This window comes from Pseudomonas sp. IT-P4 (genome assembly GCF_949767755.1).
GTDB classification, from domain to species: Bacteria; Pseudomonadota; Gammaproteobacteria; order Pseudomonadales; family Pseudomonadaceae; genus Aquipseudomonas; species Aquipseudomonas monachiensis.
Map to the genome: position 1 here is coordinate 1 of NZ_CATKPX010000047.1, position 24,836 is coordinate 24,836.

General features: G+C 61.3%; 24 protein-coding genes. 17 read left to right on the forward strand and 7 right to left on the reverse strand.

From position 1 onward, the window contains the following. Positions 1-110 precede the first annotated feature (110 nt). Complete coding sequence (locus tag ACM6IT_RS20680; protein ID WP_414914293.1) at positions 111-1,604, reverse strand: CoA-acylating methylmalonate-semialdehyde dehydrogenase; 1,494 nt, start codon at positions 1,602-1,604, stop codon at positions 111-113. A gap of 74 nt (positions 1,605-1,678) precedes the next feature. After that, positions 1,679-3,028: an aspartate aminotransferase family protein gene (locus ACM6IT_RS20685; protein WP_056725210.1), complete on the reverse strand. Its 1,350-nt coding sequence runs from the start codon at positions 3,026-3,028 to the stop codon at positions 1,679-1,681. Positions 3,029-3,167: 139 nt separating this feature from the next. Between ACM6IT_RS20685 and ACM6IT_RS20690 the strand changes: the two genes are divergently transcribed. The 6 genes from ACM6IT_RS20690 (at position 3,168) to ACM6IT_RS20715 (ending at position 9,548) form a co-directional block, all read left to right on the forward strand. Continuing rightward, complete coding sequence (locus ACM6IT_RS20690; protein ID WP_007971880.1) at positions 3,168-4,088, forward strand: LysR family transcriptional regulator; 921 nt, start codon at positions 3,168-3,170, stop codon at positions 4,086-4,088. Positions 4,089-4,160: 72 nt separating this feature from the next. Beyond that, positions 4,161-4,811 carry a TetR/AcrR family transcriptional regulator gene (locus tag ACM6IT_RS20695; protein WP_414918591.1) on the forward strand — a complete coding sequence of 217 codons (651 nt, stop codon included), beginning with the start codon at positions 4,161-4,163 and terminating at the stop codon, positions 4,809-4,811. Positions 4,812-4,817: 6 nt separating this feature from the next. Then, a complete protein-coding gene (locus ACM6IT_RS20700) occupies positions 4,818-5,399 on the forward strand; it encodes an IMPACT family protein (RefSeq protein WP_414918592.1) in 582 nt (193 codons plus the stop codon). 539 nt (positions 5,400-5,938) lie between these two features. Then, positions 5,939-7,504 (forward strand): ABC transporter ATP-binding protein, encoded by a 1,566-nt coding sequence (locus ACM6IT_RS20705; RefSeq protein ID WP_414918593.1) that lies wholly within the window; start codon positions 5,939-5,941, stop codon positions 7,502-7,504. An 11-nt stretch (positions 7,505-7,515) separates the two neighbouring features. After that, positions 7,516-8,622, forward strand: coding sequence for an ABC transporter permease (locus tag ACM6IT_RS20710; protein WP_414918594.1), 1,107 nt, complete (start codon positions 7,516-7,518; stop codon positions 8,620-8,622). Next, a complete protein-coding gene (locus tag ACM6IT_RS20715; protein WP_056725217.1) occupies positions 8,622-9,548 on the forward strand; it encodes an ABC transporter permease in 927 nt (308 codons plus the stop codon). The genes ACM6IT_RS20710 and ACM6IT_RS20715 overlap by 1 nt, the downstream gene beginning before the upstream one ends. Positions 9,549-9,620: 72 nt before the next feature. Here ACM6IT_RS20715 and ACM6IT_RS20720 read toward each other — a convergent pair whose 3' ends face one another. Next, the gene (locus tag ACM6IT_RS20720) at positions 9,621-10,055 is read right to left on the reverse strand and encodes a hypothetical protein (RefSeq protein WP_414918595.1); all 435 of its coding nucleotides are present in this window, start codon (positions 10,053-10,055) and stop codon (positions 9,621-9,623) included. Positions 10,056-10,137: 82 nt separating this feature from the next. Between ACM6IT_RS20720 and ACM6IT_RS20725 the strand changes: the two genes are divergently transcribed. From ACM6IT_RS20725 to ACM6IT_RS20750, 6 genes are all read left to right on the forward strand, one after another. Beyond that, positions 10,138-10,494, forward strand: coding sequence for a MerR family transcriptional regulator (locus ACM6IT_RS20725; RefSeq protein ID WP_414918603.1), 357 nt, complete (start codon positions 10,138-10,140; stop codon positions 10,492-10,494). Positions 10,495-10,513: 19 nt separating this feature from the next. Beyond that, positions 10,514-11,203, forward strand: coding sequence for an SDR family oxidoreductase (locus tag ACM6IT_RS20730; RefSeq protein ID WP_414918596.1), 690 nt, complete (start codon positions 10,514-10,516; stop codon positions 11,201-11,203). 163 nt (positions 11,204-11,366) lie between these two features. Further along, positions 11,367-12,725: an 8-oxoguanine deaminase gene (locus tag ACM6IT_RS20735; protein ID WP_008050330.1), complete on the forward strand. Its 1,359-nt coding sequence runs from the start codon at positions 11,367-11,369 to the stop codon at positions 12,723-12,725. 245 nt (positions 12,726-12,970) lie between these two features. Continuing rightward, the gene (locus ACM6IT_RS20740; protein WP_056725220.1) at positions 12,971-14,053 is read left to right on the forward strand and encodes a BMP family ABC transporter substrate-binding protein; all 1,083 of its coding nucleotides are present in this window, start codon (positions 12,971-12,973) and stop codon (positions 14,051-14,053) included. A 160-nt stretch (positions 14,054-14,213) separates the two neighbouring features. Continuing rightward, positions 14,214-15,179, forward strand: coding sequence for an isopenicillin N synthase family dioxygenase (locus ACM6IT_RS20745; protein ID WP_414918597.1), 966 nt, complete (start codon positions 14,214-14,216; stop codon positions 15,177-15,179). A gap of 82 nt (positions 15,180-15,261) precedes the next feature. Beyond that, positions 15,262-16,215, forward strand: a complete 954-nt coding sequence (locus ACM6IT_RS20750) for an adenosine deaminase (protein ID WP_414918598.1) — start codon at positions 15,262-15,264, stop codon at positions 16,213-16,215. Positions 16,216-16,269: 54 nt separating this feature from the next. Here the strand turns inward: ACM6IT_RS20750 and ACM6IT_RS20755 are convergent, their stop codons facing one another. Beyond that, positions 16,270-17,004 (reverse strand): helix-turn-helix domain-containing protein, encoded by a 735-nt coding sequence (locus tag ACM6IT_RS20755; protein WP_056725222.1) that lies wholly within the window; start codon positions 17,002-17,004, stop codon positions 16,270-16,272. A 314-nt stretch (positions 17,005-17,318) separates the two neighbouring features. Beyond that, positions 17,319-18,248 carry a LysR family transcriptional regulator gene (locus ACM6IT_RS20760; protein ID WP_056725223.1) on the reverse strand — a complete coding sequence of 310 codons (930 nt, stop codon included), beginning with the start codon at positions 18,246-18,248 and terminating at the stop codon, positions 17,319-17,321. Between the two features lie 124 nt (positions 18,249-18,372). Here ACM6IT_RS20760 and ACM6IT_RS20765 point away from each other — a divergent pair, with 124 nt between their 5' ends. Further along, positions 18,373-19,386 (forward strand): zinc-binding alcohol dehydrogenase family protein, encoded by a 1,014-nt coding sequence (locus ACM6IT_RS20765; RefSeq protein ID WP_414918599.1) that lies wholly within the window; start codon positions 18,373-18,375, stop codon positions 19,384-19,386. A 236-nt stretch (positions 19,387-19,622) separates the two neighbouring features. Then, positions 19,623-19,796 carry a hypothetical protein gene (locus ACM6IT_RS20770; RefSeq protein WP_008050343.1) on the forward strand — a complete coding sequence of 58 codons (174 nt, stop codon included), beginning with the start codon at positions 19,623-19,625 and terminating at the stop codon, positions 19,794-19,796. An 8-nt stretch (positions 19,797-19,804) separates the two neighbouring features. On the opposite strand, the gene ACM6IT_RS20775 is transcribed toward ACM6IT_RS20770, so the two are convergent. Together ACM6IT_RS20775 and ACM6IT_RS20780 are read right to left on the reverse strand one after the other, a co-directional pair. Beyond that, positions 19,805-21,001 (reverse strand): multidrug effflux MFS transporter, encoded by a 1,197-nt coding sequence (locus ACM6IT_RS20775; protein WP_414918600.1) that lies wholly within the window; start codon positions 20,999-21,001, stop codon positions 19,805-19,807. Positions 21,002-21,091: 90 nt separating this feature from the next. Then, complete coding sequence (locus ACM6IT_RS20780; protein ID WP_046043755.1) at positions 21,092-21,289, reverse strand: cation transporter; 198 nt, start codon at positions 21,287-21,289, stop codon at positions 21,092-21,094. 148 nt (positions 21,290-21,437) lie between these two features. On the opposite strand from ACM6IT_RS20780, the gene ACM6IT_RS20785 reads away from it, so the two are divergent. From ACM6IT_RS20785 to cueR, 3 genes are all read left to right on the forward strand, one after another. Further along, complete coding sequence (locus ACM6IT_RS20785) at positions 21,438-21,818, forward strand: hypothetical protein (protein WP_414918601.1); 381 nt, start codon at positions 21,438-21,440, stop codon at positions 21,816-21,818. An 87-nt stretch (positions 21,819-21,905) separates the two neighbouring features. After that, on the forward strand, positions 21,906-24,299 hold the full coding sequence (locus ACM6IT_RS20790; RefSeq protein WP_414918602.1) for a heavy metal translocating P-type ATPase: 2,394 nt from the start codon (positions 21,906-21,908) through the stop codon (positions 24,297-24,299). Further along, the gene (gene cueR / locus ACM6IT_RS20795; protein WP_414914286.1) at positions 24,296-24,694 is read left to right on the forward strand and encodes a Cu(I)-responsive transcriptional regulator; all 399 of its coding nucleotides are present in this window, start codon (positions 24,296-24,298) and stop codon (positions 24,692-24,694) included. The genes ACM6IT_RS20790 and cueR overlap by 4 nt, the downstream gene beginning before the upstream one ends. Positions 24,695-24,836 lie beyond the last annotated feature (142 nt).

Below are 24,836 nucleotides of genomic sequence, written 5' to 3' on the forward strand. Positions count from 1 at the left end.
GCCTCCAGAATCTGCCGTCAACAGCTATTTTCATAAAACTGTCATATAGTTCAAAAAGCCCCAGAAACGCGAAGGCCGGCCACAAGGGCCGGCCTTCTTTACCCTTCTACTTACAAGCTAGGGAACGCGAACTGCGAAGCTTCATGGCTCGCACGCTGCGGCCAGCGCTGGGTGATGGCCTTGCGGCGGGTATAGAAACGCACGCCATCCGGGCCATAGGCGTGCAGGTCGCCGAACAGCGAACGCTTCCAGCCGCCAAAGCTGTGATAAGCCACCGGCACCGGCAGCGGTACGTTGACACCGACCATGCCGACTTCGATCTCGTCGCAGAACAACCGCGCCGCTTCGCCGTCACGGGTGAAGATGCAGGTGCCGTTGCCATATTCGTGATCGTTGATCAGTTGCATGGCTTCTTCCAGGCTGTTGACCCGAACAACACACAGCACCGGCCCGAAGATCTCTTCTTGATAGATGCGCATTTCTGGCGTGACGTTGTCGAACAGGCAACCACCCAGGAAGAAGCCTTCCTCGTGACCAGCGACGGTCAGGCCACGGCCGTCCACCACCAGTGTCGCGCCGGCGGCTACGCCGTCTTCTACATAACCGCTGACTTTGTCCCGCGCCTGGCCAGTCACCAGTGGGCCCATGTCCAGGCCGCAGTTGGTACCGGCACCGATTTTCAGCGCCTTGATTTGCGGAACCAGTTTGGCCACCAATGCATCCGCGACCTGGTCACCCACACACACCGCTACCGAGATCGCCATGCAACGCTCGCCGCAGGAACCGTAGGCCGCGCCCATCAGTGCGCTGACAGCGTTATCCAGATCCGCATCCGGCATCAGCACCGCATGGTTCTTCGCACCGCCCAGGGCCTGGACGCGCTTGCCGCGCTTGGTGCCTTCGGAATAGATGTATTCGGCAATCGGCGTCGAACCAACGAAACTCAGCGCTTTGACTTCCGGCGCTTCGATCAATGCGTCCACCGCAGTCTTGTCACCATGCACCACGCTCAGCACGCCTTTCGGCAGACCAGCCTCCAGCAGCAGCTGGGCGATCAGCAACGTCGAGCTCGGGTCGCGCTCGGATGGCTTGAGGATGAAGCAGTTGCCGCAGACGATCGCCAGCGGGTACATCCACAACGGCACCATGGCCGGGAAGTTGAACGGCGTGATACCGGCAACCACGCCCAGCGGCTGGAAGTCCGACCAGGCGTCGATGTTAGGGCCGACGTTACGGCTGTACTCGCCCTTGAGGATTTCCGGAGCCGCGCAAGCGAACTCGACGTTCTCGATGCCGCGCTTCAATTCACCGGCAGCATCTTCCAGGGTCTTGCCGTGCTCTTCGCTGATCAATTGCGAGATGCGCGCTTCGTTCTGCTCCAGCAGTTGCTTGAAGCGGAACATCACTTGGGCACGCTTGGCCGGCGGCGTGTTGCGCCAGGCCGGGAATGCAGCCTTGGCCGCGTCGATAGCGCTCTGGATGGTTTCGCGGGTCGCCAGCGGCAGCTTGTGGATAGCCTGGCCGGTAGACGGGTTGAACACATCAACCGCGCGACCGTTCTCGGTCACCAGTTCGCCATTGATCAAATGCGGAATAACGCTCATGGAAGCTCCTGAAAAGTTGTCCACAGGTGCTCGCTTCGGAGCACCTGTTGCTTGTAGGTATATAGAAGGAGAAATCAGTCGATCTTGCTCAGCACTTCGCCGACCGCGTCGAACAGACGATCCAGGTCCTGCGGCTTGCTGTTGAAGGTTGGGCCGAACTGCAGGGTGTCGCCGCCGAAGCGTACGTAGAAGCCGGCTTTCCACAGCGCCATGCCGGCTTCGAACGGACGCACGATGGCATCGCCGTCACGAGGGGCGATCTGGATCGCGCCGGCCAGGCCGAAGTTGCGGATGTCGATGATGTTCTTGGTGCCCTTGAGACCGTGCAGCGCGTTTTCGAAATGCGGCGCGACTTCGGCCACGCTCTGCACCAGGTTTTCCTTTTGCAGCAGGTCGAGTGCTGCCAGGCCAGCGGCACAAGCCACCGGGTGCGCGGAATAGGTGTAGCCATGGGGGAATTCAACCGCGTATTCAGGCGTCGGCTGATTCATGAAGGTCTGGTAGATCTCGGAGCTGGCGATCACCGCGCCCATCGGGATCGCACCGTTGGTGACTTGCTTGGCGATGCACATCAGGTCCGGGGTCACACCGAAGGTGGTAGCACCGAACATGGTGCCGGTACGGCCGAAACCGGTGATCACTTCGTCGAACACCAGCAGGATATTGTGCTGGTCGCAGATTTCACGCAGACGCTTGAGGTAACCCTGAGGCGGAACCAGCACGCCAGCGGAACCGGCCAATGGCTCGACGAAGACTGCCGCGATGTTCGACGCATCGTGCAGTTCGATCAACTTCAGCAGTTCGTCAGCCAGGGCGATACCACCCTGCTCCGGCATGCCACGGGAGTAAGCGTTGCTTGCCAGCAAAGTGTGCGGCAGGTGATCGACGTCCATCATCGCCTGACCGAACAGCTTGCGGTTGCCGTTTACGCCACCGAGGCTGGTGCCGGCGATGTTCACACCGTGGTAACCACGGGCACGGCCGATCATTTTGGTCTTGGTCGACTGGCCCTTCAGGCGCCAGTAGGCACGGACCATCTTCACGGCAGTGTCAGCACACTCGGAGCCCGAGTCGGTGAAGAACACGTGGTTCAGGTTGCCCGGGGTCAGGTCGGTGATTTTTTCAGCCAGCTGGAAGGACAGCGGATGACCGTACTGGAAGGCTGGCGAGTAATCGAGGGTGCCCAGCTGCTTGGCGACCGCTTCCTGGATTTCCTTGCGGGTGTGCCCGGCGCCACAGGTCCACAGACCGGACAGCGAGTCATATACCTTGCGGCCCTTATCGTCGATCAGCCAGCTGCCTTCGGCGCCAACGATCAGCCGTGGATCGCGCTGGAAGTTGCGGTTGGCGGTGTAAGGCATCCAGTGAGCATCGAGCTTGAGCTGGCTGGCCAGGGAAGTCGGGGCGTTTTCAGGCAAGTTCATGGGCAAAACCTCGCAAGGCAATAAGCGGCGTAATGATTGAAAACCGTTGTTGCAGCTAAATTGCCACGGAGATAAAGTCTGTGAAATGCAACTCTTCTAATGTTCAGTCAGCCAATTACTAAACTTTTGAGTAACCCGCATGAGCACTCGCCGTCCCGATCCGCTGGCCCAGGTCAGCGACTTTGATATTCGCCTGCTGAGGATTTTCCGCAGCGTGGTGGAATGCGGCGGCTTCTCTGCGGCGGAAACCGTACTGGGCATCGGGCGCTCGGCGATCAGCCAGCAGATGAGCGATCTGGAGCAGCGCCTCGGTCTGCGCCTGTGCCAACGGGGACGTGCCGGGTTTTCCCTGACCGAAGAAGGCCGCGAGGTCTATCAATCGGCGTTGCAGCTGTTAAGTGCACTGGAAAGCTTCCGCACCGAGGTCAATGGCCTGCACCAACACTTGCGCGGCGAATTGATCATCGGCTTGACGGACAACCTGGTCACCCTGCCCCACATGCGCATCACCCATGCCCTTGCGCAATTGAAAGAACGCGGCCCGGACGTGCAGATCCAGATCCGCATGATCGCGCCCAATGAAGTCGAACAAGGCGTGCTCGACGGTCGCCTGCACGTCGGCGTGGTACCGCAGGCCAGCGCACTGTCGGGGCTGGAGTATCAACCGCTGTATAGCGAGCGGTCGCTGTTGTACTGCGCAGTCGGGCACCCGCTGTTTTATGTCGACGACAAGCAACTGGACGACGAACGCCTGAACAGTCAGGACGCCATCGCACCCACCTTCCGTTTGCCGGCGGAAATCCAGGCTCACTACCAGGCACTCAACTGCACCGCCAGCGCCTCGGACCGCGAAGGCATGGCGTTCCTGATCCTGACCGGGCGCTACATCGGTTACCTGCCGGATCACTACGCGAGTCTTTGGGTGCAGCAAGGCCGGTTGCGCGCATTGAAAGCCAAAACGCGTTTCTATGATCTCAGCCTTGCATCGGTCACCCGCAAGGGTCGTCGCCCGCATCTTGTGCTGGAAAGCTTTCTGGAGAGTCTGGCGGCGACGCGCTGAAAGACTTGTCTGTAGCCTGCCGGTGCGCTATCAACGCACTGGCCGCACCCACTCATCTTCTCGGAAGTGCCTATGACCTTTGAAGTCCCTGCCCACGGCGCAAAACCCGTCAGCCGCATTCGTCAGAAAAACGAAGAGACCATCATCAAGGCCGCCGAAGACGAGTTCGCCCGTCACGGGTACAAAGGCACGAGCATGAACACCATCGCCCAGAATGCCGGGCTGCCCAAGGCGAACCTGCATTACTACTTCACCAACAAGCTTGGTTTGTACGTGGCGGTGCTGAGCAACATCATCGAGCTGTGGGACAGTACCTTCAACACCCTCACCGCCGAGGACGATCCGAGCGAAGCCTTGACCCGCTACATCCGCGCGAAAATGGAGTTCTCCCGACGCCAGCCGCAAGCCTCGCGAATTTTTGCCATGGAAGTCATCAGCGGCGGCGAGTGCCTGACCGAGTACTTCAACCAGGATTATCGCGCCTGGTTCCAAGGGCGTGCGGGCGTATTCCAGGCGTGGATCGACGCCGGTAAAATGGACCCGGTCGATCCGGTACACCTGATCTTCCTGTTGTGGGGCAGCACCCAGCACTACGCCGACTTCGCCACGCAGATCTGCCGCGTCACCGGGCGCTCCAGGTTGACCAAGCAGGACATGGAAGACGCCGGGGATAACCTGATCCGCATCATTCTCAAGGGCTGCGGCCTGAAACCTGCCATCTAAGCACTTATGCCATTTACCCTCAGCGGTTTTTGCGACTACCGCGAAGAGATTCGCAAGAGCCGCTTCATGACCTTCGCCGCGCCGATCTCCAGCCCGGCCGAGGCCCAGGCGTTCATTGAACAGCACAGCGACTTGAATGCCTCGCACAACTGCTGGGCCTGGAAACTCGGCGATCAGTATCGCAGCACCGATGATGGCGAGCCCGGCGGTACGGCAGGCCGGCCGATTCTGGCAGCGATCGAGGCACAGGATTGCGATCAGGTCGCGGTGCTGGTGATTCGCTGGTATGGCGGCATCCAACTGGGCACCGGGGGGCTCGCCCGGGCCTATGGCGGGGGTGCAAACAAATGCCTGCAAGCTGCGCCGAAGATCGAGCTGATCAGCCGGGTTCCGCTGCGTTGCGCGTGCGGATTTGCCGAGCTGGCCCTGGTCAAGCTGCGGGTGGCAGAGGCAGGTGGATTGGTTGTGGATGAAAGCTTCACCGCCAATGGTGTCGAGTTGCAGTTGGCCGTGGGCGATGCGCAGATCGACACCTTGCAGTCACAACTGGCCGATTTGAGTCGCGGGCGCATTCTGTTACAGCGCTGAATCACAGGCTGCGATCTTTTGGGGCACACCGGCTTTTCACTTATTCCATATTTGCCCACATCTGCTGTGCACCCGGCTGTGGATAACCTGAGCACATACCGCTGTAACCCTTCTGTCATGCGGCTTTGCGGACTTTGCTCAATTTTCGTCCAATCTGCCATCAAGCACATCAAATTCAAATAAAAACAAACAGTTACAACGGTTTATCGCCTTTAGAAGAAAGCCACTCAGTGCTTATGCCCGTGCTCTGAGCTTGCACACAAATACTGTGGAGCAATCTGTGGATAACCCGTTCATGGCCGTCTCGGCGCCCTGCACGGTATGGCTTGTGGTTGATTGCTCATTTTTTGAGCAAAAGCGCGCGAGCAAAATCGGGGCTTGATTTGCGCCATTGCCCCCATGTGGTGCCGGACTCTGCGTAGCGCATCCGCAAGCTGCGTACTCAACGCCTCTACTCGCAGGGCTTCGAGGTTTTCCTGACCTAATGGCCAGAAAATTGCTTTATCCACAGGCACAAATCCAACAGCACTGAGCCTGTCATGCCCAATCACGCTCCAATCCCCGATACGGTTCCGCGCCTGCAACTGCGCAGAATCAGCAAACGCTACCCTGGTTGCCAGGCCAACGATGCCATCGACCTGACCATTGCCCCTGGCGAGATCCATGCCCTGCTCGGGGAAAACGGCGCGGGAAAAAGCACGCTGATGAAGATCATCTACGGCGTCACCCACGCCGATTCCGGCGAAGTGATCTGGCAAGGTCAGCGGGTGAGCCTGCGCAACCCGGCCCAGGCCCGGGGTTTGGGAATCGGCATGGTGTTCCAGCATTTCTCGCTGTTCGAGACCCTGAGCGTGGCGCAGAACATCGCCCTGGCCATGGGCGCGGCGGCAGGCACGCCCAGACAGCTTGAGCCGAAGATTCGCGAAGTGTCCCGGCGCTATGGCATGGCGCTGGAACCGGAGCGACTTGTCCACAGCCTGTCGATCGGTGAACGGCAACGGGTGGAAATCATTCGCTGCCTGATGCAGGACATCCGTCTGTTGATTCTCGATGAACCGACTTCAGTGCTGACCCCGCAGGAGGCCGATGACTTGTTCGTTACCCTGCGCCGGCTCGCCGCCGAAGGCTGCAGCATTTTGTTCATCAGCCACAAGCTCGGGGAAGTGCGCGCGTTGTGCCACAGTGCAACGGTTTTACGAGGCGGTCGGGTGGCCGGGCATTGCGTGCCGGCCGAGTGTTCGGATCAGCAACTGGCGCGCTTGATGGTCGGTGAAGCCGCGGAGTTGATCGCTGACTATCCGAAGGCTACCGGAGGTGATGCGTTCCTTGATGTCCGTGGCTTGTCCTGGCACAACCCGGACCCGTTCGGCTGCTCGCTTGCCAACATCGACCTTGAAGTGCGCCGTGGTGAAATTGTCGGCATCGCCGGTGTCGCCGGCAATGGCCAGGATGAGTTGCTGGCCCTGCTCAGCGGCGAAGAACTGTTGCCCCGCAACGCCAGCGCGACGATAAGTTTTGGCCGGGAGCCAGTCGCCCATTTGCGTCCCGATGCTCGCCGCCAACTCGGCCTGGCGTTCGTCCCCGCCGAACGCCTGGGTCATGGTGCGGTGCCGGAGCTGAGCCTGGCGGACAACGCGCTGCTGACCGCTTTCCAGCAAGGATTGGTGAGCAACGGCCTGATCCGGCACGGCAAAGTCGAAGCACTGGCCGAGGAAATCATCCGCCGTTTCGGGGTCAAGACACCCGATAGCCAGGCGCCAGCCCGCAGCCTGTCCGGGGGCAATTTGCAGAAATTCATCCTTGGCCGGGAAATCCTTCAGCGTCCGAAACTGCTGGTCGCCGCACACCCGACCTGGGGCGTGGACGTCGGCGCCGCCGCCACCATTCACCGCGCCTTGATTGCCTTGCGCGATGCCGGCGCGGCGATCCTGGTGATCTCCGAAGACCTCGACGAACTGTTCCAGATCAGCGACCGCCTTGGCGCCCTGTGCGGCGGTCGACTGTCGGCGCTCCACGCTACCGTCGATACCCGCCTGAGCGATGTCGGCGGCTGGATGGCCGGCCAATTCAGTGCCCCTCAATCACTCGCATCCGCCCCGCGTTAACGGAGTGTCACATGCTGCTTTCTCTTGAACCCCGCGGCCAGCAATCGCGCCTGATGCTGTGGTGCTCGCCGTTGCTGGCGGCTGCACTGACCCTGGGCTGTGGATCCTTATTGTTTATCGCGCTCGGGCACGACCCGCTGTTGACTTTGCACACCTTGCTGATTGCACCGGTCAGCGACCTGTATGGCGTATCTGAACTGTTGGTCAAAGCCCTGCCGATTCTGCTCTGCGCATTGGGCCTGGCCGTCGCCTATCAGGCGCGCATCTGGAACATCGGTGCCGAAGGTCAACTGCTGCTCGGTGCGTTGGCCGGCAGTGCGCTGGCAGTGAACATCGTCGACATGCAAAGTCGCTGGGCGCTGGTGCTGATCTTGCTCACCGGCACCTTGGCCGGAGCTGCGTGGGCCGGGCTGACGGCGTGGTTGCGCACGCGCTTCAACGCCAATGAGATCCTCACCAGCATCATGCTCAATTACATCGCCCTGAACCTTTTGTTGTATTGCGTGCACGGGCCACTGAAAGATCCGGAAGGTTTCAATTTTCCGCAATCGGCGATGTTCGGCGACGCCAGCCGCTTGCCGCTGCTGATGGAAGATGGCCGGGGCCACGCCGGGGTTTACTTCGCCCTGCTCGTGTTGGTGACCGTGTGGGTGTTGTTGCAAAAAAGCTTTGTCGGTTTCCAGATCAAGGTGCTCGGGCTGGACAAGCGGGCCGCCGGTTTCGTCGGCTTTCGCCAGAAGCGTCTGATCTGGCTCGCTCTGTTGATCAGCGGCGGCCTGGCGGGGCTTGCCGGTGTTTGCGAAGTTACCGGCCCCATCGGCCAACTGGTGCCGCAGGTCTCGCCGGGCTACGGCTATGCGGCGATCACCGTGGCATTTCTCGGCCGTCTGAATCCTGTCGGCATATTGTTTTCCAGCCTGTTGATGGCGCTGCTGTACATCGGCGGCGAAAGCGCACAAATGAGCCTGAACCTGCCGCAAGCGATCACACAATTGTTCCAGGGCATGATGCTGTTTTTCCTGCTGGCCAGTGATGTGCTGATCCTCTACCGACCGCGCTTGAACCTGCGCTGGACCCGCCGCGCACAAACCACCGCCGTACAAGCAGGAGCGCTGTGATGGATATCGATCTGCTGAGCAATATTTTCTACGCCATGGTCCGCTGCGGTACGCCGTTGCTGCTGGTGGCGCTGGGGGAACTGATCTGCGAGAAAAGCGGCGTCCTCAACCTCGGCCAGGAAGGCATGATGCTGTTTGGCGCGGTGATCGGTTTCATCGTCGCGTTCAACACCGGCCACCTGTGGCTCGGCGTGTTGCTGGCGATGCTCGCCGGGATGCTGTTGTCATCGCTGTTTGCCCTGGTGGCGCTGGTGTTCAACGCCAATCAGGTGGCCACCGGCCTGGCCCTGACGATTTTCGGCGTGGGCCTGTCGACCTTCGTCGGCTCAGCGTGGGTCGGCAAACCGCTGGCGGGGTTCGAGCCGATGGCGATTCCCTACCTGAGTGAAATCCCGCTGATCGGGCGGATGCTGTTTGCCCAGGACCTGTTGGTGTATCTGTCGTTCGCGCTGTTTGCGCTGGTGGCCTGGGTGATTCTGAAAAGCCGCGCCGGGCTGATCATCCAGGCGGTCGGGGAAAACCCGGATGCGGCCAGCGCCATGGGCTTGCCGGTGCTGGCTGTGCGCACGCTGGCGGTGTTGTTCGGCGGTGCGATGGCTGGGTTGGCCGGGGCATATCTGTCCCTGGCTTACACACCAATGTGGGCGGAGAACATGAGCGCCGGGCGTGGCTGGATTGCCCTGGCGCTGGTGGTGTTCGCCAGTTGGCGGGTGTGGCGCCTGCTGCTCGGCGCCTACCTGTTCGGGCTCGCCAGCATCCTGCACCTGGTGGCGCAGGGATTGGGGCTGGCGATTGCGTCCAGTCTGCTGGCGATGCTGCCGTATGTCGCGACCATTGTGGTGCTGGTGCTGCTGTCACGGGATGCGCTGCGCACACGGTTGTATGCGCCAGTGTCGTTGGGGCAGCCGTGGCAGGCTGGGCATTAGTGGTTGTCTGGTCTGGCCTCTTCGCGAGCAAGCCCGCTCCCACAGGGATCGCTGGCATGGCAACAATTCAGATCACACCGCAGAACCTTGAGGGAGCGAGCTTGCTCGCGATGGCATCCGCACTGGCAACACCTGAGCAATGCCCCATGCCAATTCAAACACCAGAAAAACCACCAGAATCGAACTCGCGCCGTGAACCAGGGCATAAGCCTGCCAGGCCGAGAACAGAAACCTGGCCACGGCGTCATAGCGCCCATAAACCTGCTGCGGATCACGAATCCGCAGCACCGCCCATACGCAGACAATCGACCCCAGCAGATTCGCCATCAGCATATGCACCGGTTCGAACGGTGGCAGCTCACCGGACAAACTCAGCGCCTGGCTCACCCCCGTCAAAAGACCATGCAACGCAGCAAAACTCCACGGCGTGACGAACGCGACCGTCACGATCAGGTCATACCAGGCACTGCCTTGCACCAACCGGCGATATTGCGTTGTAGTCCACATCGACATTGCTCCATCAATCCAGGGAGCAACAAGGCTAAAGCCTGGAGTATGCTCCAGGGTCAAGCCCCCTCGAGACGTCATGATGCGCATCGGTGAATTAGCCCAGGCCAGCGCCGTCAGCCGCGACACGCTGCGCTTCTACGAGCAGCGCGGATTGATTGCGGCACAACGCAGCGCCAACGGGTATCGCGACTATCCGCCAGACGTGGTGCAACTGGTGCAATACATCAAGACCGCTCAACGACTGGGCTTTACCCTCGGCGAGATCGGCAACAGCGTCGCTACAATCTGGCAATCGCCCGATCCGGACACCGCCGTCACGCAGCTGCTGCAAGACAAACTCAAACTGATCGAAACCCGCATGGCCGAACTCGGCGCGCTGCGCGAAGAGTTGCAACAACGGCTCGGGCAACAGTGTCCATTGAATCCACGATCCTGACCTTTCAAGGAAACCACTCATGTCCAAGGCAAAAAACGCACTCATCATCGGCGCCTCCCGGGGGCTTGGCCTCGGGCTGGTGAAAACCCTGCTGGCCGATGGGTGGCAAGTCACCGCCACCGTGCGCGACCCGCAAAAAGCCGAAGCCTTGCAGGCCCTGGGCGATGTGCGGATCGAAAAGCTCGACATGGACGATCAGCAGGCAGTGTCCGCCCTGAGCCAACAACTCAAGGCCGATGTGTTTGACCTGTTGTTCGTCAATGCCGGGGTCAAGGGGCCGGAGGTCCAGACGCCGAACGGCGGCGCGACAATGGCCGAAGTCGGCCAGCTGTTTTTCACCAACGCCGTGGCGCCAATCAACCTGGCCCAGCGTTTTGTCGACCGGATCCGCCCGGACACCGGCGTGCTGGCGTTCATGAGTTCGGTGCTGGGCAGCGTGACCATGCCCGATGCGCCGGAACTGGCCCTGTACAAGGCCAGCAAGGCGGCGCTGAATTCCATGACCAACAGCTTCGTCACTCAGCTGGGCGAAACCGGGCTCACCGTGCTGTCGCTGCACCCGGGCTGGGTGAAAACCGACATGGGGGGTGAAGGCGCGGACATCGACGTGGAAACCAGCACCCGTGGCCTGGTCGATCAGGTGAATGCGTATGTCGGCAAGGGCGGGCATCACTTCATCAATTACCGGGGCGAAACCATTCCCTGGTAATCACCGCCGCCCACAGGGGGGTGTTGTCCTGTCGGGTTGGGCTTGCCCGCCAGAGCGTTTTGATCGACACTTCGCACCTCGCCTCCCCGGCGAACCTGGATCAGCAGACAGGGCAACACTGAGCTGGCAACCCTGAACCCAACTTTCAGAGGAGCCGGCCAACATGCCTGCGACCCGTACCTGGTTAAAGAATCCCCTCGCCATTTTCACCTCCAACGGTCTCGATGCCCGTGGCGGCCTGGTGCTGCAAGACGGTTTGATCGTCGAAGTACTCGGCGCCGGTCAACAACCGTCCGCCCCGTGCAATGAAGTGTTCGATGCCCGCGAACATGTGATCCTGCCGGGCCTGATCAACACCCATCACCACTTCTATCAAACCCTGACCCGCGCCTGGGCACCGGTGGTCAATCAGCCGCTGTTCCCGTGGCTGAAAACCCTGTACCCGGTCTGGGCACGCCTGACCCCGGAAAAACTCGCCCTCGCCACCAAGGTCGCGTTGGCTGAATTACTGCTGTCCGGTTGCACCACCGCCGCCGACCACCACTACCTGTTCCCGGAAGGTCTGGAAAACGCGATCGACGTGCAAGTCGAAAGCGTTCGCGAGCTGGGCATGCGCGCCATGCTCACCCGCGGTTCCATGAGCCTCGGCGAAAAGGACGGTGGCTTGCCGCCGCAACAGACCGTGCAGGAAGGCGAAGTGATCCTCGCCGATAGCCAGCGCCTGATCGCCGAGTACCACGAACGCGGTGACGGCGCGCAAATCCAGATCGCCCTGGCACCGTGCTCGCCGTTCTCGGTGACGCCGGAAATCATGTCGGCCAGCGCCGAACTGGCGAACAAACTCGACGTGCGCCTGCACACCCACCTGGCAGAAACCCTCGACGAAGAGGATTTCTGCCTGCAACGCTTCGGCCTGCGCACCGTGGACTATCTGGACAGTGTCGGCTGGCTCGGCCCGCGCACCTGGCTGGCCCATGGCATCCATTTCAACCCGGACGAAATCGCCCGCCTCGGCGCCGCCGGCACCGGCATTTGCCATTGCCCGAGTTCGAACATGCGCCTGGCTTCGGGCATCTGCCCGAGCATCGAATTGACCGATGCCGGTGCCTTGCTTGGTTTGGGCGTGGACGGTTCGGCGTCCAACGATGCCTCGAACATGATGCTCGAAGCACGCCAGGCCCTGTACATCCAGCGCCTGCGCTACGGCGCCGAGAAGATCACCCCGGAGCGCGTGCTGGGCTGGGCGACCAAGGGTTCGGCAAGCCTGCTGGGCCGTACCGATATCGGCGAATTGGCGGTGGGCAAGCAGGCCGACCTGGCGATGTTCAAGCTCGATGAACTGCGCTTCTCCGGCAGTCATGATCCGGTCTCGGCGCTGCTGTTGTGTGGTGCTGATCGCGCGGATCGAGTGATGGTCGGCGGCAAGTGGCGGGTGATCGATGGGCAGGTCGAAGGGCTGGATCTGAAAGGCTTGATTGCTGACCACAGCCAGGCGGCTCGACAGTTGATTGCAGGGACCTGACAAACACCGAGTAAAACATGTGGGAGCGGGCTTGCTCCCACATTGGTTTTGCGGATTGGCGCACCAGTGGATGGCAACCGTGCAAGGACATGCACTGTTATCGGACTTCAAGGACCTGTCGCGAGCCTGCTCGCGATAGCATCACCGCGGATTCAAGTTTTGTTGTCTTGTTGGTCAGCAATTTGCATTGCCCTGTGCAAGCCAGAGAGCCCAGCCAACCTCACAACAAAATGGAGTTCCAATTCATGCACAACCGTCCGTTGAAGAAGCTGCTTTGCGCCGTTGCGGCAGCCATCGGTTTGAGCGCCAGCCTGACCGCCGCAGCCGCCGATCCGCTGAAAGTCGGCTTCGTCTATATCGGTCCGATCGGTGACCACGGCTGGACGTATCAGCATGAACAGGGGCGCAAGGAACTCGCGGAAAAACTCGGCTCGCAGATCACCACCAACTACGTGGAAAACGTCGCCGAAGGCGCCGACGCCGAGCGAGTGATCCGCAACATGGCCAAGGACAAATACGACCTGATCTTCACCACCTCCTTCGGCTACATGAACCCGACCGTGAAAGTCGCCAAACAGTTTCCCAAGGTGACCTTCGAACACGCCACCGGCTACAAGCAGGACAAGAACCTCGGCACTTACCTGGCGCGGACATACGAGGGCCGCTACGTCGGTGGCTTCCTCGCGGCGAAGATGACCAAGACCAAAAAAATCGGCTACGTCGCCTCGTTCCCGATCCCGGAAGTGATCCGCGACATCAATGCCATCCAACTGGCCCTGAACAAGTACAACCCCGGCACCGAGATCAAGGTGGTGTGGGTCAACTCGTGGTTCGATCCGGGCAAGGAAGCGGACGCCGCCAACGCGCTGATCGACCAGGGCGTGGACGTGGTGTTCCAGCACACCGACAGCCCCGCGCCGATCCAGGCCGCCGAACGTCGCGGCGTGTATGCCGTGGGCTACGCTTCGGACATGGCGCACTTCGGGCCGAAAGCGGTGCTGACCTCCATCGTCAACGACTGGGGCCCGCACTACGTCCAGGCAACCCAAAGCGTGATCGACCATGACTGGAAACCCCAGGACTATTGGGGCGGTTTGAAGGAAGGCACCGTTGAGCTGCCGATCAGCGACCTGGTGCCTGCGTCGGTAAAGAGCGAAGCCGAGCAGCTCATTGCCGACATCAAGAGCGGTGCGCTGCAACTGTTCACCGGGCCGATCAAGGATCAGGCCGGGGTCGAGAAAATCCCGGCGGGCGCGAGCGCGACCACGGCGGAACTGGCGTCGATGAATTACTACGTGGAAGGCATGAAGGCCGAGATTCCGAAGTAAGTTCTCAGCCACAGCACAACTCCCCTGTGGGAGCGGCGGTGCGGCGATCCGACTTGCTCGCGAAGGCGTCATCACAGTCGATATAGATGTCGCCTGACACACCGCTTTCGCGAGCAAGCCCGCTCCCACATTGGATCTTCAGCGTTCTTAAGGACTGCGCATGAACCAACTCCCCATCATCGACATCACCCCGCTCTACAGCGAGGACCCATCCGCCTGGCCAGCCGTGGCCGGGCAAATCGACCTCGCCTGCCGCGAGTGGGGCTTTTTCTACATCAAGGGCCACCCGATCAGCACTGCGCGAATCGACGAACTGCTTGACCATGCCAAGCGCTTCTTCGCCCAACCCACCGCCGAAAAGCTCAAGATCGACATCACCCAGACCCGTCACCATCGCGGTTACGGCGCCATTGCCACCGAGCAATTGGACCCAAGCAAGCCCAGCGACCTCAAGGAAACCTTCGACATGGGCCTGCACCTGCCGGCCGGGCACCCTGACGTACTGGCGGAAAAACCCTTGCGCGGGCCCAATCGCCATCCGTCCATCCCCGGCTGGGAAGCGTTGATGGAACAGCACTACATCGACATGCAAGCCCTGGCGCAAACGCTGTTGCGGGCCATGACCATCGCGCTGGGGATTGAGCGCGATTTCTTCGACACACGTTTCAATGACCCGGTCAGCGTACTGCGGATGATTCATTACCCGCCGCGCCACACCGCCAGTTCCGAAGAGCAGCAAGGTGCCGGGGCACACACCGACTACGGTTGTATCACCCTGCTCTATCAGGACGCCGCCGGTGGCTTGCAGGTCCGCAACGTCAAAGGCGAATGGATCGACGCACCGCCGATCGAAGGTACGTTCGTGGTCAACCTCGGCGACATGATGGCGCGCTGGAGCAACGACCGTTACCTGTCGACGCCGCACCGGGTGATCAGCCCCCTCGGCGTGGATCGTTACTCGATGCCGTTTTTCGCCGAACCGCACCCGGACACCCGCATCGACTGCCTGCCCGGCTGTCAGGACGCATTGCACCCGGCGAAATATCCGGCCACCACCTGCGCCGAGTTCCTGCTCTCGCGCTTCGCCGATACTTACGCTTATCGACGGGAACTGGAAACGGTGTGATGAACCGCCTGGTCAGGTTTTACCAATTGTTGCGGCAACCCTCTGTAGAATGGCGACCATTGCACCTGATGAGAAAAGAATTATGTACAACTGGCTGAACGCCCTGCCCAAGGCAGAATTGCACCTGCACCTGGAAGGCTCGCTGGAGCCCGAGCTGTTGTTTGCCCTGGCCGAGCGCAACAAGATTGCCTTGCCATGGAACGACGTCGAAACCTTGCGCAAGGCGTATGCCTTCAACAACCTGCAGGAATTCCTCGACCTGTATTACCGGGGTGCCGATGTGCTGCGCACGTCCCAGGACTTCTATGACCTGACCTGGGCGTACCTGCTGCGCTGCAAGGAGCAGAACGTGATTCACACCGAACCGTTCTTCGACCCGCAGACCCATACCGACCGTGGCATCCCGTTCGAGGTGGTGCTCAACGGCATCGCCGCCGCGCTCAAGGATGGTGAGCAGCAACTGGGCATCACCAGTGGCTTGATCCTGAGCTTCCTGCGTCATCTGAGCGAAGACGAAGCACAGAAAACCCTCGACCAGGCGCTGCCGTTTCGCGATGCGTTCGTCGCCGTGGGCCTGGACAGCTCCGAGATGGGCCACCCGCCAAGCAAGTTCCAGCGCGTGTTCGACCGTGCCCGTCACGAAGGCTTCCTGACCGTCGCCCACGCCGGTGAAGAAGGCCCGCCCGAGTACATCTGGGAAGCCATCGACCTGCTGAAAATCCAGCGAATCGACCATGGCGTGCGCGCTATCGAAGACGAACGCCTGATGCAGCGAATCATCGACGAGCAGATCCCGCTGACCGTGTGCCCGTTGTCGAACACCAAGCTTTGCGTGTTCGATCACATGTCACAGCACAACATCCTCGACATGCTGGAACGCGGCGTGAAAGTGACCGTGAACTCCGATGACCCGGCGTACTTCGGTGGCTATGTCACCGAGAACTTCCATGCACTGCACACCCATCTGGGCATGACCCAGGATCAGGCCAGGCGCCTGGCGCAGAACAGCCTCGATGCGCGGTTGGTGAAACCGTAAGGTTCGGCGCCAATGCCCCGTGGGAGTGAGTACATTCGCTCCCGCAACGGTGCACTAAAGCGCCATCTCCAACTCGGTTTCCCGGGCAAAGCGACAGATCTCGCGTTGCCCGGAAGCCGTCACCTGCAAGGCTCGGGAATCGTTGGGCAGGCTCAACCACCCCGACTGCATGAACAACTGCAACAATGCCGCGCCCAGCGAGCCACCCAAGTGCGGACGTCTTTCGCTCCAGTCAGGGCACGCGCAGGCAACCCTGCCGTTGTGATGGGTCAGCGCCTGGATGAACACTCCCCGTGCCGCCAATTCCGTCGCGCCCTTGAGGGTGACCGTGACCCGCTGATCGAAGTGCTCGATCCAGCCAGCCTCCAGCAGTCGCTGATACAGATCGGCGGACAGGGTGCCTCCCATGTGATCGTCACACAGTCGGGCACTCAACAATGGCGAACGCACCGCCCGGGGTTTGACCAGAGGCGCATTGCGCTTGAATACGTCCGGAATATCCTGGGGGGCGCTGGCGAAGGTCGCGCTGGCCAGTGCTTCGATTGCCGCCCCGACCTCGGGAGCGGCCAGGCGGAAGAAGCGTTTGCGGCCGCGGTTTTCAACCTTCAGCAGACCTCCGGCCGACAAACGCCCCAAATGTGCACTGGCCGACGACGATGACAGGCCGGCCAGCAATGCCAACTCTTCGGTTGTTCGCGCCGAACCGTCCATCAAGGCCCACATCATTGCGCTGCGCTTTGGGTCAGCCAGCAACGTGGCGATCTGGCTGATGCAAGGTGCATGTTCCATGTATTCACTCCCTGTTGAATCGTTTCGTCTACTGCCCAGAGAAATCTTGACCAGTAATGTGTCGTCGGCCAATCCGTGGAAACTGCCATAAGCCCGGCAACGCCTTGCTCACTCATTTGCGCTGCCTGGTCGATGCTGCGTAGGCCAGAAGGATGACGTTCAGCCGGGCCGACTCGAACGTGGACCCGCCATTGGGGATCGACGCTACTGACATGATGAGGGCGCTAGTATATGCGGGTTGGTCGGCGGATCCTTTCCTCCGCCCGGCGTAGGTGGTGATCGTTCCTGAGGGAAATTTCTCTTTTTTCGTGCGACTAATGATCGATATCCGATAAGCCCGGAAATTGACTACTCAAAAGGGCGCATCGTCCGGCAAGCATTTCACGCAACAGGTTCACCGGCTTACTCAACTGTGCGCGATGGGCGCACAACAGATTCAACGGTGCGCGCTCACAGAGCAGTTCCGGCATCAGCACCTTCAAGCGGCCGGCCAGTACATCGGCGGCCACATCGAGCCAGGACTTGTAAGCGATCCCGGCACCTGCCACGGCCCAAAGGCGCACGACATCGGCATCGTCACTGAAACGATCGCCGCTGACGGTCAGGCTGACTTCGCGCTTGCCGTCGTGAAAACTCCAGTGATCGTGGACCCGGCTGCCGAGCATGTACAACAGGCAATTGTGCTGTGCCAGTTGCTCCAGATGCCGCGGCTCGCCATGCCGGGCCAGATAGCCGGGAGCGGCGCACAACACCCGGCGGTTCTGCGGGGCGATGGGCAGCGCCACCAGGCTGGAGTCCTCTGGTTCTCCGTAACGCAGGGCAATGTCTACCGGTTGGCGGAACAGGTCGGCGATGCGGTCCCCCAGCAGCAGGCGCACGGTGAGTTTCGGATGCTCGCGTTGAAACTCGTCGAGCCAGGGCAGCAGCAGGTTGCGGCCAAAGTCCGATGGCGCCGACAGTTGCAGCACCCCGCTGACCTGGTCCTGACCACTGGCCAGCAATCGCCGACCCTCGTCGAGATTGCTCAGGGCCGCGCGGGCATATTCGAGAAAGCCCTCGCCTTCGGCGGTCAGGCGCAGGCTGCGGGTCGAGCGGGCCAACAATCGGGCGCCGAGTTGTTGTTCGATGCGCTTGAGCGCCGCGCTGGCCACCGCCGCCGACATGTCCATGCCCCGCGCAGCGGCGGACAGACTGCCCAGGTCCGCCGCCCGGACAAACAACTGCAAGTCATCGAAACGCAGCATCAGAGCTCCGATTATCAAAAAAATATTGAAAGAGACTGCTCTTTTAGCCGGTTTTATCTTCAGTAGAAATAGCCAATCATCTGTCCCATCGAATCTCTTCTTTATCAGTGTTCCGGAGCCGCCCATGAAAGCCATTGCCTACTACGCCTCGTTGCCGATCAGTGACGACCAGGCGCTGCAAGACATCGAACTGCCGGAGCCGGTCGCCGGCCCCCGCGACTTGCTGGTGGAAGTCAAGGCCATCTCGGTCAACCCGGTGGACACCAAGGTGCGCCAGAACGTCCAGCCTGAGGGCGGCGCGGCCAAGGTGCTGGGTTGGGACGTGGCCGGTGTGGTCAAGGCCGTGGGCAGTGAAGTGACGCTGTTCAAGGTCGACGACAAGGTGTTCTACGCCGGCTCCATCGCCCGTGCGGGCGGCAACAGCGAGTTGCATGTGGTGGACGAGCGCATCGTCGGCCACATGCCGAAGACCCTCGGATTCGCCGAAGCCGCTGCCCTGCCGCTCACCGCGATCACTGCCTGGGAACTGTTGTTCGAGCGCTTGCAGGTAGCCGAAGGCAAAACCGATGAAGGCCAGAGCCTGTTGATCGTCGGCGCGGCGGGTGGCGTGGGCTCGATTCTTACGCAACTGGCTCACCAACTGACGGCCCTGACAGTCATCGGCAGCGCTTCGCGTGCGCAAACCCAAAGCTGGGTAAAAGAGCTGGGCGCCGACCTGGTGATCGACCACAGCCAGCCACTGAGCGAAGCACTCAAGCATGCCGGTGTGGATCAGGTCACCCACGTCGCCAGCCTGACGCAAACCGACCAGCACCTGGACCAACTGATCGAGGCTCTGGCACCCCAAGGCAAACTGGCGCTGATCGATGATCCCAAGTCGCTGGACGTGACCAAGCTCAAGCGCAAGAGCCTGTCACTGCACTGGGAGTTCATGTACACCCGTTCGCTGTTTGAAACCGCGGACATGATCGAGCAGCACAACCTGCTCAATCGCGTCGCCGGGTTGATCGATACCGGGACATTGAAAACCACGGTTGGCGAACACTTCGGGACGATCAACGCGGCCAATCTGCGCCGGGCCCATGCCCTGCTGGAAAGCGGCAAGGCCAAGGGCAAGATTGTGCTGGAAGGATTCTGAAGCGCTGAAAAAAACCACCGCTGATTTCATCGCTTTCCGCTGTTTTCCGCCTGCGACCGGGCAATCCCGGTCGCAGGCAGCCTCTGTGGCCCCTCGAAAAAGCCGCGTTTTTTTTAGTTACAAACCGTCAGTCAGACAGTTGATCCTTGTCACAATGGTGACCGTATACGGGACTACAATCGAATCTCCTGCGAGGCATTCTTTTACGAGACATCTTTTGCGAGAGGAGTTCGGCTATGAAGATCCTGATAAAAGAACTGGCAAAATCCCAATGGCAAGTTCGCTTAGACCAACATGCTGTGACGTTCCGCAGCGAAGCAGAAGCGCGCGCTTTCACGCGCACCCTTGAAGCCCGCATCCAGGCCCCTCACCAGATTCCCGTCCTCCTTGCGCAGCGTGCAGCCGGCTGACTCCGGCCTCAAACCTGGGCTCGCGCCAGCGCCCGGGCATTTTGCAACCGCCGGGTGAGCACCGCTGCGCTCACCACCAGAATTCCACACAGGCTGATGACCATGGCCATTGGCACGGCGCTGCCGTCGTGCAGCACGCCCACCAGTGCGGAGGCGCCGGCAGCCACGCTGAATTGCAGGCAACCGAGCAGCGCCGACGCGCTGCCGGCCCGTGCGCCCTGCCCGTTCATCGCACAGGCCGAGGCGTTGGGCAGGATGCAGCCGAGGCTGGCAATGCAGACGAACAACGGGAGCAACACCGGCCACAGTTGAGCGGTGTGCAGGGAGCTGATCGCGAACAGCGTCAGTCCGGCCGCCAGGTAAACCCACACGGCACGCGCCAGCAAAAACGCCGGGCCACGTTTGGCCAGCAAGCGGGCGTTGACCTGCGCCACCAGAATGAAGCCCGCCGCATTGATGCCGAACAGCCAGCCGAAATGTTCCGCCGGGACGCCATAGAGTTTGATGAACACGAACGGTGAACCGGCGATGTAGGCAAACATCCCGGCGATGGCGATGCCTCCGGTCAGGGCATGGCCAAGAAATATCGGGTCAGCCAACAACCGGCCGTACTGACGCAGCGCACCCGACAACGGTTGACGCGGCATGTGGGCCGGCATGCTTTCCGGCAATCCCGTCGCAACCGCCAGCCCCGCCAGCGCACTGAAACCGGTCAAGGCCAGGAAGATCGACTGCCAGCCTGTGGTGTTGACCAACAACCCACCCAGCAATGGCGCGAGGATGGGGGCAAGCCCCATCACCAGCATCAGCTGCGAAAAGACTTTCGCCGACCCTACCGCATCACACTTGTCGCTGACCACCGCCCGGGATATCACCATCCCCGCGCAGCCGCCCAACGCCTGGATGAAACGCGCGCCGATCAGCCATTCCAGGCTTGGTGCATAGGCACACGCCACGGATGCAGCGGTGAACAGGCCGACACCGATGAGCAACGGAATGCGTCGCCCGAAACGATCCGCCACCGGGCCATAGGCCAACTGACCGATGGACAAGCCGAGGAAGTACACCGCCAACGTCATCTGAACGTGATTTTCGTCCGTCCCGAAAGCCTGGGCCATGGCCGGGAAGGCCGGAAGGTAGAAATCGATCGCCAGCGGACCGAAAGCGCTCAAGGCGCCGAGAATCAGAATGGTACGAAAGTTCATCAGGCATCCAGTGGGGCAGAGGTCGGCAGCCCGACAGTCTAGCCGCGCATGGACGCCTTGAACATTCCGGTAGCTCGCTAACTATCAAATTCAGGCCAGTTTGACGCCGTAACCCTCTTCACTGATCGCCTCGATCACCTGTTCGGCGGTCAGCGCACTTTCGACACCGACCTCCCTGGCCGCCAGATCGACCCGCACACTGGCCGCAGGGTCTTTAGCCTGGACTGCCTGGGTAATGGCCTTGACGCAGTGACCACAAGACATGCCTTCAACGTTGAACACTTGCATGGGATGACTCCTTTTCCGAGGGTTGAGCCCAGTTTCGAGCTTGCCACCATGGCAAGGTCAAGTTCTGAAGTTAGCTGCCGGGCTGGCAATCGGCGCGACGCTCGGCCAAGCTGCGTCCATCAATGACTCGAACTCAGGAGATTCAGCCATGCGCTGGTCAGTTTTCAGCCTGTTTGGCTTTCTCAGCCTTTTCGCCGCCATGCCTTCGGTCAATGCCGCTCAGGATTATGGCGTGCTGATCATTTCCCGCGAGCGACTGGAAGTCGCGACCAGCTGCGAGATCGGTGTGTACATCCAGGATCAACTGGCGGCACGACTGTTTCAGGAACAGAGCACCTCGTTCAACCTGCCGCCGGGCATCGTCTCGCTGCGCCTCAAGTTGCTTCCGGGTCAGATGCCGGGTTGCAATCCGGGCATGCTCGCTCCGGGCTCACAGGATATCCAGCTCAAGGCCGGGGATGTGCTCAAGTACCGGATCGCGATGACGCAGGAAGGGATGTACCTCAAGCGCACCGGTCTCGGCTACTGAGCGGCGGCTTGATCTGAATCATGGCACTTGACCTTGCCAGCATGGCAAGGTTGATCCTGTGGTCATCTACTACAGGGAGTGCGACCGATGTCCGAATCCACCACGTTCAACCTGCCGATTGCCGGCATGACCTGCGCCAGCTGCGCCGGGCGGGTCGAGCGCGCCTTGAGCAAAGTCATTGGCGCCAGTGCCGTCAGCGTCAACCTCGCCACTGAGCAGGCGCGGGTCCAGGCACCCAGCGACAGCTTGCCGGCCCTGATGGATGCCGTGGCCAAGGCCGGCTACAGCGTGCCGCAACAGAGCCTGGAACTGAGCATCGACGGCATGACCTGCGCGTCCTGCGTCGGTCGGGTCGAACGTGCGCTGGGCAAGGTGGCCGGTGTGAAAAGCGTCAGCGTCAACCTGGCCAACGAACGCGCCCACCTTGAACTGCTCGGCCAGGTCGATCCGCAGACCTTGATCGCCGCTGTGACAATGGCTGGCTACAGCGCCAGCATCTGGGAAGCCGAACACCCGCCAACCGACAATCAGCAACAGCGCCTGCACCGCGAACGCCTGGCCTTGATCATCGCCTTTGCCCTCGCCTTGCCACTGGTATTGCCGATGCTGCTGCAGCCATTCGGTGTGCACTGGATGCTCCCGGCCTGGGCGCAATTCGCCTTGGCCACGCCGGTGCAATTTATCTTCGGAGCGCGGTTCTACGTCGCCGCCTGGAAAGCCGTGCGCGCCGGAGCCGGCAACATGGACCTGCTGGTGGCCCTGGGTACCAGCGCCGGTTATGGCTTGAGCCTGTACGAATGGGCCACCGCCGCCGGGCGCATGCCGCATCTTTATTTCGAAGCCTCGGCGGTGGTGATTGCCCTGGTGCTGCTGGGCAAGTACCTGGAAAGCCGCGCCAAGCGCCAGACCGCCAGCGCCATCCGAGCCCTCGAAGCCTTGCGCCCGGAACGGGCGATTCGGGTGACCGATGGCCACGAGCAAGACGTCGCCATCAGCGCCCTGCGCCTCAATGACCTGGTGATGGTCAAACCCGGCGAACGCTTCCCGGTGGACGGCGAAGTGGTTGAAGGCCAGAGCCACGCCGATGAGGCCCTGATCAGCGGCGAGAGCCTGCCGGTGCCCAAGCAGCCCGGCGACAAAGTCACCGGTGGCGCGATCAACGGTGAAGGCCGGTTGCTGGTGCGCACCCAGGCCCTCGGTGCGGAAACCGTACTGGCGCGGATCATCCGTCTGGTGGAAGACGCACAGGCCGCAAAAGCGCCGATCCAGAAACTGGTGGATAAAGTCAGCCAGGTATTCGTGCCCACCGTGCTGCTGATTGCCCTGGCCACCCTGATCGGCTGGTGGCTGTACGGCGCGCCGATGGAGACCGCGCTGATCAATGCCGTGGCGGTGCTGGTGATCGCCTGCCCGTGCGCCCTGGGCCTGGCCACGCCGACGGCGATCATGGCGGGAACCGGCGTGGCGGCGCGCCACGGGATTTTGATCAAAGATGCCGAAGCACTGGAGCGTGCCCATGAAGTCAGCGCGGTGGTGTTCGACAAGACCGGCACCCTGACCTCCGGCGCCCCGCGCATTGCTCATCTGAGTGCCATCGACGGGAATGAGGCGAGCCTGCTGCAATTGGCCGGCGCCCTGCAACGCGGCAGTGAGCACCCGCTGGCCAAGGCTGTTCTGGATGCCTGTGCCGAGCGTGGATTGAAGGTGGCCGATGTCAGCGACAGCCAGTCCCTGACCGGTCGTGGTATCGCCGGCAACCTCGATGGGCGTCGCCTGGCGCTGGGCAATCGGCGCCTGCTGGAAGACAGCGGCTTGCATGCAGGGCCATTGGCCGACTCGGCGACCGCGTGGGAAAGCGAAGGCCGGACCTTGTCCTGGCTGATCGAACAATCCCCCGAACCACAGGTGCTGGGCCTGTTCGCCTTCGGTGACACCCTCAAGCCCGGCGCGCTGCAAGCGGTGCAACAACTGAACGCACGGAACATCAGCAGCCACCTGCTGACCGGCGACAATCGTGGCAGCGCCAAGGCGGTCGCCGAGGCGCTGGGCATCCAGGATGTGCATGCCGAAGTGCTGCCGGCAGACAAAGCCGCCACAGTCGCCGCGCTGAAACAAACCGGCGTGGTGGCAATGGTCGGCGACGGCATCAACGACGCCCCGGCACTGGCCGCGGCCGACATCGGCATCGCCATGGGGGGTGGCACCGACGTCGCCATGCACGCGGCCGGCATCACCCTGATGCGCGGCGATCCGCGACTGGTGCCGGCCGCATTGGAGATCAGCCGCAAGACCTACGCCAAGATCCGGCAGAACCTGTTCTGGGCCTTCGTCTATAACCTGATCGGCATTCCGCTGGCGGCGTTCGGCTTCCTCAATCCAGTGCTGGCCGGTGCGGCCATGGCGTTGTCGAGCGTCAGCGTGGTGAGCAATGCGCTACTGTTGAAAACCTGGAAACCCAAGGACCTGGAGGACAACCGATGAACATCGGCCAAGCGGCCCGCCACAGCGGCCTGAGTGCAAAGATGATCCGTTATTACGAATCCATCGGCCTGCTCAAGGCAGCCCATCGCACCGACAGCGGCTACCGGGTATACGGCGATGACGACCTGCACACCCTGGCGTTCATCAAGCGCTCGCGGGACCTGGGGTTTTCCCTGGAAGAAGTCGGCAAGTTGCTGACCCTCTGGCAAGACCGCCAGCGCGCCAGCGCCGATGTGAAAGCGTTGGCCCGCCAGCACATCGACGAGTTGAACCAAAAGATCCGCGAGTTGGGCCAGTTGCGCGACACCTTGCAGGACCTGGTCGAGCACTGCCATGGCGATCATCGGCCGGATTGCCCGATTCTGAAGAATCTGGAGTCGGGGTGTTGCCCCTGAAATAGGCCTATAGGTAGGAGCTGCCGAAGGCTGCGATCTTTTGATCTTAAAAAATCTGGATCAAAAGATCGCCCGAGCGCGGACCGAGCCTTCGGCAGCTCCTACAAGGGATTGCCAGTTGGGCACAAAAAACCCGGCCGAA